This is a genomic window from Promicromonospora sukumoe (genome assembly GCF_014137995.1).
Taxonomy (GTDB): Bacteria; Actinomycetota; Actinomycetes; order Actinomycetales; family Cellulomonadaceae; genus Promicromonospora; species Promicromonospora sukumoe.
Genome location: NZ_JACGWV010000001.1, coordinates 291,657 through 308,375 on the forward strand (window position 1 = coordinate 291,657; position 16,719 = coordinate 308,375).

Genomic DNA, 16,719 nt, shown 5'->3' on the forward strand with positions numbered 1-16,719 from the left:
CGACGGCGTCCCCGCCCTCAGCCCGCGTCGCCGCCGCGCATCCGCTGGAGCGCCCGCATCGCGCCTGGCAGCAGCCGGAGCTGCTCGCGGCGCTCGGCCGCGAAGGTGCGCCGGTCGCCCGACGACCACCGCCGGTCGAACAGCCGCTTCGCCGCGGCCACGGCCTCGGGTCGCCGCTCCGCGATGCGGCCGGCCAGGGCGAACGCCTCGTCCAGGGGAGTGTCGGTGACCGTACCGGCCAGGCCGAGCCGGCCGGCGTCGGCCCCGGTGAACTCCTCGGCGGTGAAGGTGAGGCGCTTGGCCGTCTCGATGCCGACGAGCTGGGTCAGCGCGCGGATGCCCGACATGTCGGGGACGAGGCCGCGCTCGACCTCCTTGACGGACCAGCGGGCGTCGGGGGCGGTCAGGCGCAGGTCGGCGGCCAGCGCGATCTGCACGCCCGCGCCGATCACGTGCCCGTGCACGGCCGCGATCACCGGCACCGGCAGGCGCCGCCACGCCCAGCACGCCTCCTGGAACAGGTTGGTGCCGCGCGGCGTCGGGACGAACGCCCGGGCCACGGCGGCCGGGTTCCGCGCCGCCGAGCCGAGGTCCAGCCCCGCGCAGAACGAGCGACCGTTGCCGGACAGCACGACCGCACGCAGCCCCGGCTCGTGCCGGAGGCGGCGTGCGGTGGCCCGGAGCTCGCCCAGCATGCCCAGCGACAGCGCGTTGAGCTTGTCGGGCCGGTCGAGGCGGACGTCGGCGATCCCGTCCGAGAGCGTGCAGGCGATGCCGCTCCCGGACGGGCCGCCCGGCGTCGTGCTGCTGGCGTTCATGGGGCGCAGCCTACGCACCGCCTCCGACGGCGGTACGCGGGCCGCGCCCCGGGGGACGTCACCGCACCGGCGTGGCCACGACCTCCGTGTTCACACCCTCGTACGGCGGCACCTTCACGGTGCGCTTGCCGGGCTTGCCGCCCAGCACCACGGTCCGGTAGCTGACGTTGTTCGACGTCGTCCGCTCGTGCAGGGCGCCGTTCGGGTTCACGGTGATCTTGATCTGGTAGGTGCCGTTCTTGACCTTCGTCAGGTCGAACGCCTGCGTCTGCGTCTGGTTGTAGGTGTCGCCCCAGCCGGCGGGCAGGACCTCACGCAGCCACAGGGCGGACTGGTCGCCGCAGGTGCTGTCGAGGCCGGTGGCCTCGGGGCGCCACACGGCGCCGGGCACCGAGAGGTCGACCGGGTCGGTCGGCGCCAGGCACCAGGACTGCTTGCCCGACGGCGTCACCGGCTTGCCCTTGGTCGTCACCAGCTCGTAGCTCGCGAAGTCCAGGAAGTGCCAGTGGTTGTGCTCGGGCGCCTGGTGGTACTCCATCGTGCCGGTCTTGGTGCTGCCGACCTCCTTGCCGTCCCGGTAGAAGAACTGGTAGGCGTCCATCAGCTCGCCGGAGCCGCGGCGGTAGCCCTCGACGACCAGCGGCGCGGGACCGGCGTTCCACTCGTTGGCGTTGAAGGTGAGCCGGTCGGTGCCGGACTCGTCCACCTCGGTACCGATCTGCCAGGCCGGGGCGGAGATGAGGTCGGGGAGCGTGTCCTTGTCGGGCGTCCGGTTCGACGGCGTGGACCCCGACTGCCCGAGCGCCGGGTGGTCGGCCCCGTGCTCCGCGTCGCCCAGCGTGAAGAGGTTGGTGCGGTGCTCGGAGGCCGTGCTGCCGCCGTGACCCGCGTGGCCGCTCTGCGTCCGCAGGCTCTCGGCCCGGGCGGTCGCCGCGTCGCCGTCCTGCAGCGAGCTGAAGCCCTCGGCGGGCGCGCCCATGAGCTGCTCCGCGACCTCACCGCAGTCCCAGACCTCGCACTCGTCGACGACCTGGACCCGCTGCGTCACCGCGCGGCCCTTGGCCGGCAGGCCGAGGAAGTCGGCGACCGGGTCGCTGATGATCACGGTCATCACGAGGTTCTTCTGCTTGGTCTCGACCTCGAAGAACGCGTCGAGCTTGGTGGCCCAGCCCTGCTCCACCCCGGTCACGGTGGCGTCCGTGAACCAGCTCCCGCCGCAGAACGACGGGTAGACCGGCTCGGTCCGGCCCGTCGGCTCCACGCGCTGACGGTCGGACCCGCCCAGGCACAGGCTGCGGGTCTCCTTGGCCAGGACCTTGCCCTTGGGCGTCCGCACGCGGACCGTGAGCCCGTTCTTGAAGCCGTTGAGCCCGTCGACGATCGCCTTGGGGGCCTTGGTGGTGGTGCGCTCGCCGTCGCGGATCACCGTCCTGGTCAGCGAGACCGGGCTGGACGGCTTGGACCGCTTGGCCCAGAACTCGTGGGTCTCGCCGTACGCGGCCAGCCAGACCGCCGAGTCCAGGTACACGTAGTTGTCGTACGCGTACGCCTGGACGGTGCGCGAGGCCGGGGCGAACCGCAGGCCGGGCTTCTTCGCCGCGGTCGGGGCGGCCGCCGCGGCGGACTCGGGCGTGATGGCTGCGCTCGCGGCGTCGGTCGCGCCGCCCTCGCCGAGCAGGCCGATGGCCAGCACGGCTGCCACGCCCATGGTGAGCAGGCGCGATGCAGGACGGGTCAAGCGGAGTGCGGTCATGGATCCCCCAGCTGGAGTGGTGACAGAGACCTGTCACGGCTAAGGACGGTCACCCGGCCGTTTTCGTTGTGTGCTGATGCACAGTTCACCCCCTGGATTTTTTCCGGTGCCGGTCAGGGTGCAGGTCAGGGTGCAGGTCAGGCGGCCTGCCGACTCGCGTATGACACGATGCGAGCGTGCTGAAAGTCGTTCTCTTCGATCTCGACGACACACTCGTGGACCAGGAGGGCGCCTCTCGGACGGCTCTGCTGGACTGGCTGCCCGAGCTGGGTCTGGACCATGACGACCCCGACGAGCTGGTCACGGCGTGGGGCGGCATCGCCGAGGAGGCCTACGCCAGGTACCAGCGGCGCGAGATCACCTTCCTGGAGCAGCGCCGCGTCCGCGTGCGCGAGTTCCTGGGGGCCGACGCCACCGACGACGAGGCGGACGAGCTGTTCTCCGGCTACCTCTCCCGCTACCAGCAGGCCTGGGCGGCCTTCGACGACGCCGTCCCGGCCCTGCGCCGGGTGCGGGACGCCGGCCTCGTCGTCGCGCTGCTCACCAACGGCGACGCCGTCCACCAGCGGCTCAAGCTCGACCGGACGGGCCTGGCCGCGCACGTCGACGTCGTCGTCGCCTCGGACGACCTGCCCGCGGGCAAGCCCGACCCGCGCGCCTACGCCGTGACGTGCGAGGTGCTCGGGGCGGCGCCGGGCGACGTGCTGATGGTGGGCAACGACGTCGAGAAGGACTTCCAGGGGCCGCTCGACGCCGGGCTCGCCGCGGTGCTGCTGGACCGGTACGACCGGTACCCGGAGGTCGAGGACCGCATTCGGACCCTCGACGAGGTCCCGCTGGCGGCCTGACCGCACCCACCGAGTTCGGCAGTTGGCCTTGAGATCGGCCCATCACTGGGCCGATCTCAAGGCCAACTGCCGAACTGCGTGGTGCCGCGGTCGCGTGGATCAGACAGGCACCTGGTCCGGGGCTGGTGCTGCGGCCGGACCCTGTGCCTGGATCTCCTCCTCGATGACCGCCTCGAGCTCGCCGGGGCTCGGGAGCGCGGCGCGCTCCGCGGGCGTCAGGCCCTCGTAGAGCGCGACCGCCACGGGCGACGCCGTGCCGGCGAGTGCGTAGTCGAGCGTCGCGTCGTTGCGCTCGGTGCACAGCAGGATTCCGACCGTCTTGGCGTGCAGGTCCGGGTCCCGGACCTCGCCGTCGACCATCGCCACGTAGGTGCCGATCTGGCCCATGTGAGCGGGCTGGAACTTGCCCACCTTGAGCTCGACGACCACGTAGCGCAGCTGTGTCACGTGGAAGAAGAGCAGGTCCACGAAGAACTCGTCGCCGCCGACCTCGATCCGGTACTGGCGGCCGACGAATGCCATGTCACGCCCGAGCTCCAGCAGGGTGTCCTGGATGCGGTCGATCAGCACGCGCTCACGGTCGCGTTCGGCGACGTGCTCGTCCGGGTCGAGGTGCTCGAAGACGTAGGAGTCCTTGACGGCCTGCTGGGCGAGGTCGGAGTCGACGGCGTCGAGCGTCGTCGCGAAGTTCGACGGTGCGGAGCCGAGGCGCTTCCTCAGGTCGGTCTTGATCTCGAACTCGAGGCTCGCGCGGGACCAGCCGTTCTGGACTGCCTTGGCGGCGTACCACTCGCGTTCGTCGGCGGTGCCGAGACGCTCGATGAGGGTGACGACGTGGCCCCAAGGCAATTGGCCAACAGCCTGTTGGCCAATTGGTTCCGAGGCGGGCCACACCTCCGCGAAGCGTCGCATGTTCTTGATGTTGGACCGCGACCAACCCCGCTGACCAGGGAACTCGCGTCGCATGTCCGCAGAGATCTGGTCCACGATCTTCGTGCCCCAGCCCTCGTTCCGCTGGCGGTCGAGGATGTCGCGCCCCACCGACCAGTACAGCCGCAGCACTTCTGTGTTGGCCGCGCGCACCGCGCGGTACTGGGTGGTGCGGACCCGTCGTTTCAGGTCCGCGATGAACTCTCCGTACCCGTTGGGCGCTGGGGAGCTGCTGGTGTCGATAGTCACGGGCACCAGCGTGTAGAGGAATCATGGCATCCGCCAGTCTAGTTGCGTATACGCAACGAAAAAAGCTCAACTGGCTGGTTGGCCGTGCGGGCGTGGCCTTCTCAGACCCGGACCGGCTCCGGGTCTCGGGGCTCCGGGTCCGCCTCGATGAGCGACGGGCCGTCGTTCTGCACCGAGCCGACGGCGTCGCCCACCGGCAGCGTGGCCAGCGGCAGGTTGTCGATCTCCAGCAGGTCGGTGGCGTCGCCCACGGTGGGGTCCAGCCACCGGTTCCAGGCCTCGGGCGGCAGCACGAGCGGCATCCGGTCGTGGATCGCCGCCATGTCGTCCGACGCCGGCCGGGTCACGACCGTGGTCGACACCAGCCAGCGGTCCGGGTCGGACTCGCTCGCCGCCGGGTTGCGCCAGAACTCGTACAGGCCGGCGAACGCCGCGACACCGGGGCCGGCGGGGTGGATCCAGTAGGGCTGCTTCGGCACCTTCTTCGAACCCGAGGCGGGCAGCGACAGCTTGCGCCACTCGTAGTAGCCGTCTGCCAGTACGAGGCAGCGCCGCGCCTTGAAGGGCTTGGCGAACGCAGGCTTGTCGACCAGCGACTCCGAGCGCGCGTTGATCATCCGCGCGCCCCCGCTCGGGTCCTTGGACCAGGACGGCACGAGCCCCCAGCGGGCGAGCCGCAGCGACCGGCTCACCTCCGCGGAGCCCTTGGCCGCCCGCTCGACGACGATCCGCACCGGGTCGGTCGGCGCCACGTTCCACGACGGCGGCAGGAGCCGCGCGTCCTCGGCGATCTCGGCGATCGCGAGCTCGTCGGCGAGGTCCTGGGTCTGGGTGAAGGAGGCGAAGCGTCCGCACATGGGACCAGCATGCCCCGAGCCACTGACACTCGCGGGAGCAGGAGAAGGGTCGCCTCCCGGTGGTGAACTCCTGGCGAACACGTGACCGGAGAGCGAGATCACTCTTCTCATCGTCGTATCGATTCGATAGCATGGCGCCCATGCCACCCTCCGCGCCGTCGGGCGTCTCCCCAGTCATGCCCGCGCGCCGAGCCTCCTCCCGGTCCACCGTCAAGTGGGTCCTCATGCTCGGGGCCCTGTCGGCCCTGCCCGCCTTCACCGTCGACATGTACCTGCCCGCGCTCCCGCAGGTGGCCCTGGACCTCGACTCCACCGAGGCGCTGGCCCAGCTCACGGTCTCCTGCATGCTCATCGGCGGTGGCGTGGGCCAGCTCGTCATCGGGCCGCTCTCGGACCGGTTCGGCCGCCGCGCCCCGCTGCTGGTCGGCCTCGCGCTGCACGTCGTCATCTCGCTGCTGTGCGCCGTCGTCACGAGCATGCCGCTGCTCATCGTCCTGCGGCTCGCGCAGGGCTTCTTCAACGCCGCGGCCGGCGTGGCCTCGGTCGCCATCGTGCGCGACCGCTTCGTGGGTGCCGAGGCAGCCCGCATCCTGTCGCGCCTCATGCTCGTGATCGGCGTGGCGCCCATGTTCGCGCCCACGCTGGGCACCTTCGTGCTGGCGCACGGTCCCTGGCGCTGGGTGTTCGTGGTGCTGGCCGTGATGGGTGCCGCGCTGGCCCTCGTGGTGCTCCGGGTGATGCCCGAGACCCACCCGCCGGTCAAGCGGCTCACCGGCGGCGTCCGCGCGGTCGCCGGCGGCTACGGCAAGCTGCTCAGGGACCGGCACTTCATGGCCCTTGCGGTGATCCCGGGCCTCGGCTTCGGCGTGCTGATGAGCTACGTGGTGGGCTCGCCCATCATCTTCCAGCAGGAGTACGGGCTGAGCGAGGGGCAGTTCGCCCTGCTGTTCGCGGTCAACGGTGTGGGGCTCGTCCTGTCGGCCCAGGTCAACGCGGCGCTCGTGCGCAAGGTCGCCCCGGTCCGGCTGCTCCGGTTCGGGGTGGTCGCCCAGGCGGTCCTCGTCGTCGTGCTGCTCGTGGTGGTCCTGACCGGGGCGGGCGGGCTGATCGGCCTGCTGGTCGCCCTGTGGTGCGTGCTCGCGTTCCAGGGGCTCGTCCCGGCCAACGCGTCCGCGCTGGCGCTGTCCCGGCACGGCGAGATCGCCGGCACCGCGGCGGCGATGATCGGCGCCGTCCAGTCCCTGATCGCCGGCTCGGTGAGCTCGCTCGGCGGGTTCCTCGGCGGCGACGCCACGGCCATGGCCCTGGTGATGCTCGCGGCGGTCACGCTCGCCATCCTCGTCCTGGCGATCGCCACCCCGGCGTTCCGCCGCGGCGGCTGGCACATGCCGGTCTGAGAACCGCCCGGGAGCCCGCCGGGAGAGTTCACCCAGAGGTAGTGCGGGATTCACCGGGATGTGGGGTACGCCCACTTGGCTCGCTCCCATGAGCACACCCCTGCGTACCCGCGCCGCGCGCGTGGTGGCCGCCGCGGCAGCGACGTCGTTGCTGCTGCCGGCGGCCGTCGCCGTCGCCGGGCCCCGGCCCGGACCCGCGACCGAGCACCACGGCGGCACCCATCTCGCCGCGACCCTGGCGGGTCGCGCCACCCTGTCGGCCGACTACCTGGCGGACGGCCCGCCGTCGGGCGCGGCCGCCAGCCCCGGCAACGGCCGGCAGGGACCCTGGGACGGCCAGGTGATCCCCGGCTTCTCCGCCATGGTCGACAACCACGACGGCACCTTCTGGGCCCAGCCGGACAACGGCTTCGGGGCCAAGGGCAACTCCGCCGACTTCCTGCTGCGCAACTACCTGGTGCGCCCCCAGTGGGACACGGGCCGCGGCAAGCCGTCCGGCAAGCACTCCGGCAAGGGCAACGGCGAGATCAAGGTGCTCGACTTCGTCGAGTACAACGACCGCGACCACGTGCTCGACTTCGACATCGTCAACGAGGACACCACCGACCGCCTGCTGACCGGTGCCGACTTCGACGTCGAGTCCCTCGTCCGCGCCGCCGACGGCACGTTCTGGGTGGGCGAGGAGTTCGGCCCGTTCCTGCTGCACTTCGACGCCGACGGCACGCTGCTGGAGGCGCCCTACGGGTTCCCCGACGGCAAGTCGCCGGGCAACCCGTACCTGGAGCCGGGCGAGACGCCCAACGTGGGCAGCAGCCGCGGCTTCGAGGCCATGGCGGGCAGCGGACGCTACCTCTACCCGGTGGTCGAGGGCGCCCTGGCCGACGACGCCGACCCCCGCCGCCGCTGGATCTACCAGTTCGACACCCGCCGCGGCGAGTACACCGGCAAGCGCTGGGCGTACCAGACCGACCAGACGGCGAACGTCATCGGCGACGCCTTCTCGACCGGCCGCGACTCGATGCTGCTCATCGAGCGCGACGACTTCGAGGGCGACCAGTCGGTCACCAAGCGCGTCTACGAGATCGACCTGGGCCGCACGGACCGCGACGGGTTCGTCCGCAAGGAGCTCGTCGTGGACGCGCTGCGGATCGACAACCCGCGCGGCATCGACGCGGGGGAGGGCTACGGCCTCGGCGAGACGTTCGCCCTGCCCGTGCAGTCCTTCGAGACCGTCCTGTTCGTCGACAAGGACACGCTCCTGATCGGCAACGACAACAACTACCCCGGCAACGACGCGCGGGTCACGGGCACCCCGGACGACACCGAGATGGCCCTGGTCGACCTCAGGAAGAAGCGCGTGGCCGACGACGGCGTCACCGTCGTCGGGCACCGCGGGGCCTCGGGCTACCGGCCCGAGCACACGCTCGCCGCGTACGAGACCGCGATCAACCAGTGCGCCGACTACATCGAGCCCGACGTGGTCTCCACGAAGGACGGCGTGCTGGTCGCCCGGCACGAGAACGAGATCAGCGGCACCACCGACGTCGCCACCCACGCCGAGTTCGCCGGCCGTCGCACCACCAAGACGATCGACGGCGCCCGGATCACCGGCTGGTTCACCGAGGACTTCACGCTCGCCGAGCTGCGCACCCTGCGCGCCAAGGAGCGACTGCCGCAGGTCCGGCCCCAGAACACCGCGTTCGACGGGCTCTACCTGATCCCGACGCTCGACGAGGTGCTCGACCTGGCCCGCAACAGCCGCACCTGCGACGGCGCGCCCGTCGGCGTCTACCCGGAGACCAAGCACCCCACCTACTTCGACTCCGTGGGCCTCTCCCTGGAGGAGCCGCTGGTGGCCGAGCTGCGCCGCAACGGGTTCGACCGCCGGGACGCCCCGGTGATCGTGCAGTCCTTCGAGGTCGGCAACCTCCAGGAGCTCGACGAGCTCACCGACGTGCCGCTCGGCCAGCTCATCAGCAGCAGCGGCGCGCCCTACGACCTCGTAGCCGACGGCGACCCGCGCACCTACGCCGACCTCGTCACCCGCCAGGGGCTCCGCGAGATCGCGACCTACGCCGACGGCATCGGCTCCGAGAAGAACGTGCTGATCCCGCGGAACGCCGACGGCACGCTCGCCGCGCCCAGCAGCGTGATCCGCGACGCCCACCGCGCGGGCCTGGACGTCCACGCCTGGACGTTCCGCCGGGAGAACCAGTTCCTCGCCGCCGAGTTCCGCTCCTCGGCAGACCCGAACGGGATCGGTGACCTGGTGGGTGAGATCGAGGTGTTCCTTGATGCCGGTCTGGACGGATTCTTCTCGGACAACCCGGACCTCGGCGACGCCGCGGTGAGCTGACCGCGGACCACTTAACAGGCCCCGTGCCGGGGTACATGCTTATGCTCCCTATGTGCCCCGGCACCTCCGTCACCAGCGCAGTCATCGCGCCGCGCGCGCCGCGGCGCTCGTCGTCGTCGGCGCGCTGGCCCTCGTGGCAGCCGGCGGCGCCGCCGCCTATCTCGACCTGAAGCAGCAGATCGGCGTCAGCGACGTGTCCGGTCTCGTCAAGGGGCCGACGCCGTCCGCCGACCCCGACGACCCCTTCACCGGCCGCAGCCTGAACATCCTGGTCATGGGCACCGACCTGCGCGGCGGCGAGAACACGAAGATCGCCGGCGAGGGCGACGGCGGCATGCGGTCGGACACCACGATGCTGGTGCACGTCTCGGGCGACCGGTCCCGCATGGAGGTGGTCTCGATCCCGCGCGACTCGCTGGTCGACATCCCGTCGTGCAAGCTGCCCGACGGCAGCGAGTCCGGCGCCACCTACGGCATGTTCAACAGCGCGTTCACGATCGGCGGCGGCGCCGAGGAGGACCTCACCTACGCCGCCGCCTGCACCATCTCCGCCGTGCAGACCCTCACGGGCGTCCCCGTCACCAATCACATGGTCGTCAAGATGGACGGCGTGGTCGAGGTCGTCGAGGCGCTCGGCGGGGTGCGCATGTGCCTGCCCGAGCCGCTCGTCCAGAACCCGGCGTACGGCCGCTTCGAGCTGCCCGCCGGCGAGCAGACCCTCGACGGCCGCCAGGCCATCGGGTTCCTCCGGGCCCGGCACGGCACCGGCCTGGGCCTGGAGCAGGGCAGCGACCTCACCCGGATCGAACGGCAGCAGGCGTTCGTCGACGCGCTCGTCCGCCAGATCCTGGACCAGAACGTCGTGACCAACTCCCCGCGGCTGTACCGGACCATCGAGGCGGTGCTCCGCGCCATCTCTGCCGACCCCGGGCTGGCCGACCCCGCGGCGCTCGCGGGCCTCGCCTTCAGCATCCGCGACATCGATCCCTCCGAGATCGTGTTCACCGAGCTGCCCGTGGTCGCCGCCCCGACCGACCCCAACCGGGTGGTCTGGACCGAGGACGCCGCGGCGATCTGGGAGCGCCTCGCGGCCGACGAGCCGCCACCCGGGCACAAGTCCTCGGGTTCGGGCGGCGGCTCGTCGGACAAGCCGTCCCGGGAGACGTCCGGCGGCGCCTCGGACGAGGCCACGGACGAGGCCACGAGCCGGGGGACCGACGGCGCGACGTCGCCGTCGGACACCCCCAGCCCGTCACCCTCGCCCTCGCTGCTGCCGGGCGTCTGCGCCGACTGAACCACGGCCCGGGCCCCTGGCACGGGCTGGACGCTTCCTGTGAACCGGGCGACTTAGTTACACGATTGTCGCACTGAGGCTCTACCCTCCGATGCGTGGCGAGTGACTTCTGGACGGCAGTGCGACCTGTCGGCGAGATAATTCCCGGGGTTCCCCGACATGCGCGCTCGGGGGAGCGCCAGCCGCGCCACGTGCGCAGCTGGCGCAAGGCGTTCGTGGTCCGCACCGCCGCGATGAGCGTCATCGGGGTGATGGCGTTCGGCTCCGCCGCGGCGGCGACGGCGTACCACAACGCGATCTCGCAGATCGACGTCCAGGACCTGGACGGCCTGGTCACCGAGGTCGTCGAGCCGAAGGACCCGTCCGACCCGTTCAAGGACGAGCCGGTCAACCTGCTGCTCATGGGCACCGACATCCGGGACGGCTCGAACGCGGACATCGGCGGCGTCGTCGACGGCATGCGCTCCGACACCACGATGCTGGTGCACATCTCGGCGGACCGGCAGTGGATGGAGATCGTGTCCCTGCCCCGCGACACCTTCGTGGACATCCCCTCGTGCAAGCTCCCCGACGGCAGCCAGTCGCAGCCCTACCGGGACAAGTTCAACGCCTCGTTCACCGTCGGCAGCGGCGGCACGGATCTCAAGCACGCCGCCGCCTGCACCATCAACACGGTCAACGCGATCACCGGCATCACGGTGACCAACCACGCCGTCGTCAAGATGAACGGCGTGATCGACGTCGTCGACGCGATCGGCGGCGTGAAGATGTGCCTGCCGGAGGCGCTGCACGGTGACCCGCGGTCCGCGCGGATCGACCTGCCTGCCGGCGAGAACCGGCTGGACGGCAAGACCGCCATCCAGTTCCTGCGCGTCCGCAAGGGCACCGGCATGGGCCTGGAGATGGGCAGCGACCTGACCCGCATCGAGCGGCAGCAGGCGTTCATCAACGCGACGTTCCGCCAGATCCTGTCCGCCGAGACGCTCGCGGACCCGACCAAGACGTTCCGGCTGATCAACGCGGCCCTCGGCTCGCTGAGCGCCGACCCGGCGATCGCCAACCCGGGCAGCGTGGCCGGCCTGGCCTGGTCGCTGCGCGAGATCGAGAAGCGCAACATCATCATGACCAAGGTCCCGGTGTACGACACCACCGAGAACGGCGTCAGCGGGCTCGGCTGGGGCCCGGAGTCCGCGGAGATCTTCGCGCGCGTCGCCGCCGACGAGCCGCCGGACGACGTCGTCCTGGAGGAGCCGGAGCCGTCCGCCTCGCCGAGCGGGAGCGGTGCGGCCGAGGGGGGCTCCGGCGACGCCGGGGGCTCCGAGGGTGACGCCGGAGGCACGGAGGGCGACGCGGGTGGCGACGGCGGCGAGATGGCCGACGCCGGGGACGGCGCGACCGAGGGCGACACCGCGGACGGCGCCACCGGCGGCGGCAAGCCGACCAAGCCGAAGCCCAGCCCGAGCCCCGAGGTGCTGCTCGACGGCGTCTGCGCCTGACGTGTCAGACCTACAGGTCACCCGGGTGACCTGTAGGTCTGACAACTCGCTGGGGTGGCGCGAGCGGCTGGGTCAGGCGCCCAGGATCAGCGTGGCGGCCACGGCCACCATGGTCAGGGCGACCACGCTGTCCAGGACCCGCCAGGCGCCGGGCTTCTCCAGCAGCGGCGCGAGGTAGCGCGCCCCGTAGCCCAGAGCGACGAACCACGCGGTGCTGGCCAGGCAGGCGCCGAGCCCGAACCACCACCGGTCGTCGCCGTGCGTCGCGGCGAGCCCGCCCACGAGCACCACGGTGTCGAGGTAGACGTGGGGGTTCAGCCAGGTCAGCGCGAGCGTGGTGGCGACGGCGGCGCCCACGGTCCGCGAGGTCATGCTGTGCCGCCCCATGACGACCTGCTGGCCCTTCCACGCGCGCCGGGCGGCCATGCCGCCGTAGGCCAGCACGACGACGGCGCCCGCCCACCGGGCGATCTCGACCACCGTGGGGAAGCTCTGGATCAGCGTGCCGAGCCCGCCGACCCCGGCCGAGATGAGCACGAAGTCGCTGACGGCGCAGATGCCGGCGACGAGGCCCACGTGCTCCCTGCGCAGGCCCTGGCGGAGGACGAAGATGTTCTGGGCGCCGACGGCGACGATGAGCGAGAGGCCGAAGGCCATCCCGGCAAGCGCGGAGAGCATTCCTGAACCGTAGGAAGTCGGACAGGGGATGTCCGGTTCATGATCCGGAAGTGCGGAAGGACTGGATCAGGGCTAATGATGGGGGTACGTCCAGATTTCACGCCGGGAGCAGTGCTCGTGTTGCTTCTTTTCGCAGCGCCGTGGCGACCCGGTCCAGCACGGCCGAGCGCAGCTTCCACTGCTGCAGGTGGAGCGGGATGTCCAGGACGTAGCCGGGCTCCAGCGGCGTGATGCCGCCGCCGGTGCCGGTGTGCAGCCCGCCGATCGCCGGCCGCTCCAGGAGCATGCCCCAGCCCAGGCCCAGCCGGATGGTCTCCTCGTACTCGACGGTGCTCGGCACGTGGTGCCGCGGCGGCCGGGCTTCCGGCGCCCTGGCGCGCAGGTAGACGTCCTGCAGGTCGTCCGTCCGGTCGAAGACGACGACGGGCGCGGCGTCGAGGGCCTCCGGCGTCGGGCCGTGGGGGAACCAGCGCGCCGCGAAGGCGCGCGTGCACGCGGGGCGGTAACGCATGGTCCCGAGCGGCGTGCTGCGGCAGCCCTGCACCTGCGCCGTCTGCGAGGTGACCGCCGCCATCACCACGCCCTCGCGGAGCAGGTCGGCGGTGCGGCTGTCGTCGGCGCGGTGCATGTCGAACGTGACGCCCTCGACCTGGGCGAGCGCGGGCATCACCCAGGTGGCCAGGGAGTCGGCGCTCACGGCCAGGGGCACCGTGACGAGGCGGCCGGGCGCGCCGTCGTCCGCGTCCTCGGGCGGGTCGTCGGCGCCGTGCGCGCCCAGCTCCGCGGCCACCTCCGCGCCGAGCAGCTCGGTCTGCCGGGCGAGGCGCAGGAGCGCCTGGCCCGACGACGTCGCGACGACCGGCCGGGCCCGCCGCACCAGCACGCTGCCCGCCGCGTTCTCCAGGGCCCGGATGCGCTGGCTCACCGCCGACGGCGTGACGTGCAGGGCCTGGGCCGCGGCGTCGAACGAGCCCTCGGCGACCACGGCGGCCAGCGCCTCGAGCTGGCGGGAGTCCCATCGCATGCGACCAGTGTCGCGCATCTTCAGTTCTGCTAACGCAGCGTGAGAAACATGAACTGGTCTTCACGGGATCGGCTGCCTAGCGTTGAGGGCATGCTCCCCCTGCTCGCCGGACTCGGTTTCGGCCTCTCGCTCATCGTCGCCATCGGGGCCCAGAACGCGTTCGTCCTGCGCCAGGGGCTGCGCAAGGAGCACGTGGGCGTCGTGGCGGCCATCTGCGCGGCGTCCGACGTCGCGCTCTACGCCGCGGGCGCCGCCGGCTTCGGGCCCCTCGTGGAGCGCTGGCCCAACGCCGTCGTCGTCGTGCGCTGGCTGGGCGCCGCCGTCGTGCTCGGGTACGGGGCCATGGCCGCCTGGCGGGCGGTCAAGGGGGACACGACCCTCGCCGCGGCCGACGACGGCGCCCTCGGCGACGGACCCGGCCGCCGCCTCAAGCCCGTGGTCCTCACGGCGCTCGCTCTGACCTGGCTGAACCCCCACGTCTACCTCGACACGATCGTGCTGCAGGGCTCGGTCGCCGCCACCTACGGCGACACGCGCTGGTGGTTCTCCGCGGGCGCGATGATCTCCAGCGTCGCCTGGTTCGCCGCCCTCGCCTACGGCGCCCGGCTGCTCGCCCCCGTGCTGCGGCGCCCGGGCGCGTGGCGCGTGCTCGACGGCGTGATCGCGCTGATCATGCTGGCCGTCGCGGTCTCCCTGCTGGCGGGGTGAGCCCCGCTAGCTCAGCGGGACTCCCAGGCCGGCCAGCCGGGTCGCGGCGTCGCGCAGCACCTCCTCGCGCTTCACGAAGGTGAACCGCACGTGGTTCGCCAGGGCCTGCGCCGTCGGGGAGCCCGCGCGGCAGAACGCCGACGCCGGGATCGCCACGACGCCCGCCAGCTCGGGCAGCCTGCGGCACAGTTCGACGCCGTCGCGCAGGCCCAGCCGGGCGAGCACGGCCGACGCGTCCGCCATCACGAAGTACGTGCCGGCCGGGCGCGTCACCTCGAAGCCGGCGGTCTCCAGGCCCGCGCACAGCAGGTCGCGGCGGCTCGCGAGGGAGGCGGCCAGGTCGCGGGGCGTGTCGTCGTCGGCCAGGGCCTGCGCGATGGCGGGCTGGAACGGCGCGCCCGACGTGTACGTGAGGTACTGCTTGACCGTGCGCACCGCCGTGACCAGGTCGGCCGGCCCGTGCAACCAGCCCACCTTCCAGCCCGTGAACGAGAACGTCTTGCCCGACGACGAGATGGTCAGCGTGCGCTCCGCCATCCCCGGCAGCGTCGAGACGGGGATGTGCTCCGCGCCGAACGTGAGGTGCTCGTAGACCTCGTCGGTCACCACGATCGCGTCGTGCTCCCGGGCGACCGCGGCGACGGCCTCCAGCTCGTCGCGCGTGAGCACCGTCCCGGTCGGGTTGTGCGGCGAGTTGAGCAGGATCATCCGCAGGCGGTCGGTCGCCGCGGCGCGCAGGGCCTCGACGTCGAGCCGGAAACCGTCCGGTCCCGGCACCAGGGGAGCGGTCACGTGCGTGGCGCCCGACATGCCGATCGCCGCGGCGTGCGAGTCGTAGAACGGCTCCAGCGTGAGCACCTCGTCGCCCGGCCGGGTCAGGGCCAGGACGGACGCCGTCAGCGCCTCGGTGGCACCCGTCGTGACCAGCACCTCGGTGTCGGGGTCGACGTCCAGCCCGTAGTGCCGCTTCTGGTGGTCCGCGACGGCCTGCCGCAGCTCCGGCACGCCGTCCCCGGGGGCGTACTGGTTGCGGCCCGCCTCGATCGCCTGGATCGCGGCCTGCTTCACGTACTCGGGCCCGTCGACGTCGGGGAACCCCTGGCCGAGGTTGATCGCACCCGTGCGGACCGCCAGGGCCGACATCTCGGCGAAGATCGTGACGGCGACGCTGCCGTCGTCGGCCAGCAGCCCGGCGGCGCTCGCGGTGGCCTGCCAGCGGTCCTGGCCGCGGCCGGAGGAGTCGGGACCGGGTGAAGGGTGGGCGTCCATGGGCTAGACGATATCCACCGGCCGTCCACCGTGGGTTCATCCCGGAGCATCCCGGACAACCCTCTTTACCTGCACCTTTGTGGACAACCCTGTGGATTAGGTGGATAACTCCCGGGTCTGGGGAAAGTTATCCACAGGGTGCCAAGCGGAGATGAACGTTTGGACCTAGCGTTGCCGCTCATGGGCGATGAGGGGGCGCGGATTCTCGAGCACGAGGTCCGCGAGCTGGTGCGGCGCAGGGGACTGGACCCGATCGGTGACCGGGCGGGGTTGTCGACCCTGGTCACGGACGCGGTGGGCGACTACGAGACACGGGCGAGCGTCGGCGTGGTGCCGCCGCTCGACGATCCCGGAGCGGCGGCGCGCGCCGTGACCGATGCGGTCGGGGGCTTCGGGCCGCTGCAGCCCTACCTCGACGACCCGGAGATCGAGGAGGTCTGGCTCAACGCCCCGTCACGGGCTGCGAACCTTCTCTCGCAACCGGGTGTCCTGACCCGCGTCACCCTGCTCAGCGAGGGTCGGGCGGTGGGGTCAGTGCTCGATTGATCGCCATTACGAGGCTTAACGAGAAGCGGGGGCGGTCGTCGACGAACTTCCTGATGCGTGCTTCCAGCTCGTCGGGCTCACCTTGCCGGCTTGCCTGAGCGGTAGGTCGAGTGTCGGGCTTGCTGGTTGCGGGTGCGGCTTTGCGCATGATGTCACGTCCTGGCTCGTCGACCGTGGCTTGGCGCCCGGCCTTGATGCCCTGGCCGGGCATGGGTCCCGCCGCCTATGACGGCGAGACCGAAGGACCCCGCGGGGTGCATGGTTCGCGTGCGGGGCCTGCCCCGGTGCGGGGTGACCGTGCCGTCCGAGGTCGTTGTCGGTGGCCTGGAGGGACACCGAGAGGACACGACTTTGACGCGGGAGTGCGCAACTCGCATGCGGTGTCTGGCAGGAGTCTCATGTGCGGCCCCGTGGTGTCCCGTTCGCGCTCCGGTCGTGTCACGTCGGCGCCCGCAAAGCGATCGATGCAAGCGTCGATGCTCGCGAGGTCGCCATG

Annotated in this window: 14 protein-coding genes; 7 read left to right on the forward strand and 7 right to left on the reverse strand. The window is 71.8% G+C overall.

What is annotated here, in order from left to right; genetic code table 11:
• Nucleotides 1–17: 17 nt before the first annotated feature.
• Nucleotides 18–818 carry a crotonase/enoyl-CoA hydratase family protein gene (locus tag FHX71_RS01360; protein ID WP_182614079.1) on the reverse strand — a complete coding sequence of 267 codons (801 nt, stop codon included), beginning with the start codon at nt 816–818 and terminating at the stop codon, nt 18–20.
• Nucleotides 819–876: 58 nt separating this feature from the next.
• The gene (locus FHX71_RS01365; RefSeq protein WP_246402115.1) at nt 877–2,571 is read right to left on the reverse strand and encodes a lysyl oxidase family protein; all 1,695 of its coding nucleotides are present in this window, start codon (nt 2,569–2,571) and stop codon (nt 877–879) included.
• Nucleotides 2,572–2,747: 176 nt separating this feature from the next.
• Between FHX71_RS01365 and FHX71_RS01370 the strand changes: the two genes are divergently transcribed.
• Nucleotides 2,748–3,419: an HAD family hydrolase gene (locus FHX71_RS01370; RefSeq protein ID WP_182614080.1), complete on the forward strand. Its 672-nt coding sequence runs from the start codon at nt 2,748–2,750 to the stop codon at nt 3,417–3,419.
• A gap of 99 nt (nt 3,420–3,518) precedes the next feature.
• Here FHX71_RS01370 and FHX71_RS01375 read toward each other — a convergent pair whose 3' ends face one another.
• Both FHX71_RS01375 and FHX71_RS01380 read right to left on the reverse strand, forming a co-directional pair.
• Nucleotides 3,519–4,598: a PDDEXK nuclease domain-containing protein gene (locus FHX71_RS01375; protein WP_312876883.1), complete on the reverse strand. Its 1,080-nt coding sequence runs from the start codon at nt 4,596–4,598 to the stop codon at nt 3,519–3,521.
• A 101-nt stretch (nt 4,599–4,699) separates the two neighbouring features.
• Entirely contained in the window at nt 4,700–5,455 is a 756-nt protein-coding gene (locus FHX71_RS01380) for an SOS response-associated peptidase (RefSeq protein ID WP_182614082.1), read from the reverse strand.
• A 140-nt stretch (nt 5,456–5,595) separates the two neighbouring features.
• Here FHX71_RS01380 and FHX71_RS01385 point away from each other — a divergent pair, with 140 nt between their 5' ends.
• The 4 genes from FHX71_RS01385 (at nt 5,596) to FHX71_RS01400 (ending at nt 11,998) form a co-directional block, all read left to right on the forward strand.
• On the forward strand, nt 5,596–6,852 hold the full coding sequence (locus tag FHX71_RS01385; RefSeq protein WP_312876884.1) for a multidrug effflux MFS transporter: 1,257 nt from the start codon (nt 5,596–5,598) through the stop codon (nt 6,850–6,852).
• Between the two features lie 88 nt (nt 6,853–6,940).
• The gene (locus FHX71_RS01390) at nt 6,941–9,208 is read left to right on the forward strand and encodes an esterase-like activity of phytase family protein (protein WP_182614083.1); all 2,268 of its coding nucleotides are present in this window, start codon (nt 6,941–6,943) and stop codon (nt 9,206–9,208) included.
• 52 nt (nt 9,209–9,260) lie between these two features.
• Nucleotides 9,261–10,502: an LCP family protein gene (locus tag FHX71_RS01395; protein ID WP_182614084.1), complete on the forward strand. Its 1,242-nt coding sequence runs from the start codon at nt 9,261–9,263 to the stop codon at nt 10,500–10,502.
• 95 nt (nt 10,503–10,597) lie between these two features.
• Complete coding sequence (locus tag FHX71_RS01400) at nt 10,598–11,998, forward strand: LCP family protein (protein WP_182614085.1); 1,401 nt, start codon at nt 10,598–10,600, stop codon at nt 11,996–11,998.
• A gap of 72 nt (nt 11,999–12,070) precedes the next feature.
• Here the strand turns inward: FHX71_RS01400 and FHX71_RS01405 are convergent, their stop codons facing one another.
• Nucleotides 12,071–12,676, reverse strand: a complete 606-nt coding sequence (locus tag FHX71_RS01405) for a LysE/ArgO family amino acid transporter (protein ID WP_182614086.1) — start codon at nt 12,674–12,676, stop codon at nt 12,071–12,073.
• Nucleotides 12,677–12,773: 97 nt separating this feature from the next.
• Nucleotides 12,774–13,700, reverse strand: a complete 927-nt coding sequence (locus FHX71_RS01410) for a LysR family transcriptional regulator ArgP (protein WP_182614087.1) — start codon at nt 13,698–13,700, stop codon at nt 12,774–12,776.
• Nucleotides 13,701–13,790: 90 nt separating this feature from the next.
• On the opposite strand from FHX71_RS01410, the gene FHX71_RS01415 reads away from it, so the two are divergent.
• Nucleotides 13,791–14,408 carry a LysE/ArgO family amino acid transporter gene (locus tag FHX71_RS01415; protein ID WP_182614088.1) on the forward strand — a complete coding sequence of 206 codons (618 nt, stop codon included), beginning with the start codon at nt 13,791–13,793 and terminating at the stop codon, nt 14,406–14,408.
• A 6-nt stretch (nt 14,409–14,414) separates the two neighbouring features.
• On the opposite strand, the gene FHX71_RS01420 is transcribed toward FHX71_RS01415, so the two are convergent.
• Entirely contained in the window at nt 14,415–15,677 is a 1,263-nt protein-coding gene (locus tag FHX71_RS01420) for a pyridoxal phosphate-dependent aminotransferase (protein WP_182614089.1), read from the reverse strand.
• A 180-nt stretch (nt 15,678–15,857) separates the two neighbouring features.
• On the opposite strand from FHX71_RS01420, the gene FHX71_RS01425 reads away from it, so the two are divergent.
• Nucleotides 15,858–16,223, forward strand: coding sequence for a hypothetical protein (locus FHX71_RS01425; protein ID WP_182614090.1), 366 nt, complete (start codon nt 15,858–15,860; stop codon nt 16,221–16,223).
• Nucleotides 16,224–16,719 lie beyond the last annotated feature (496 nt).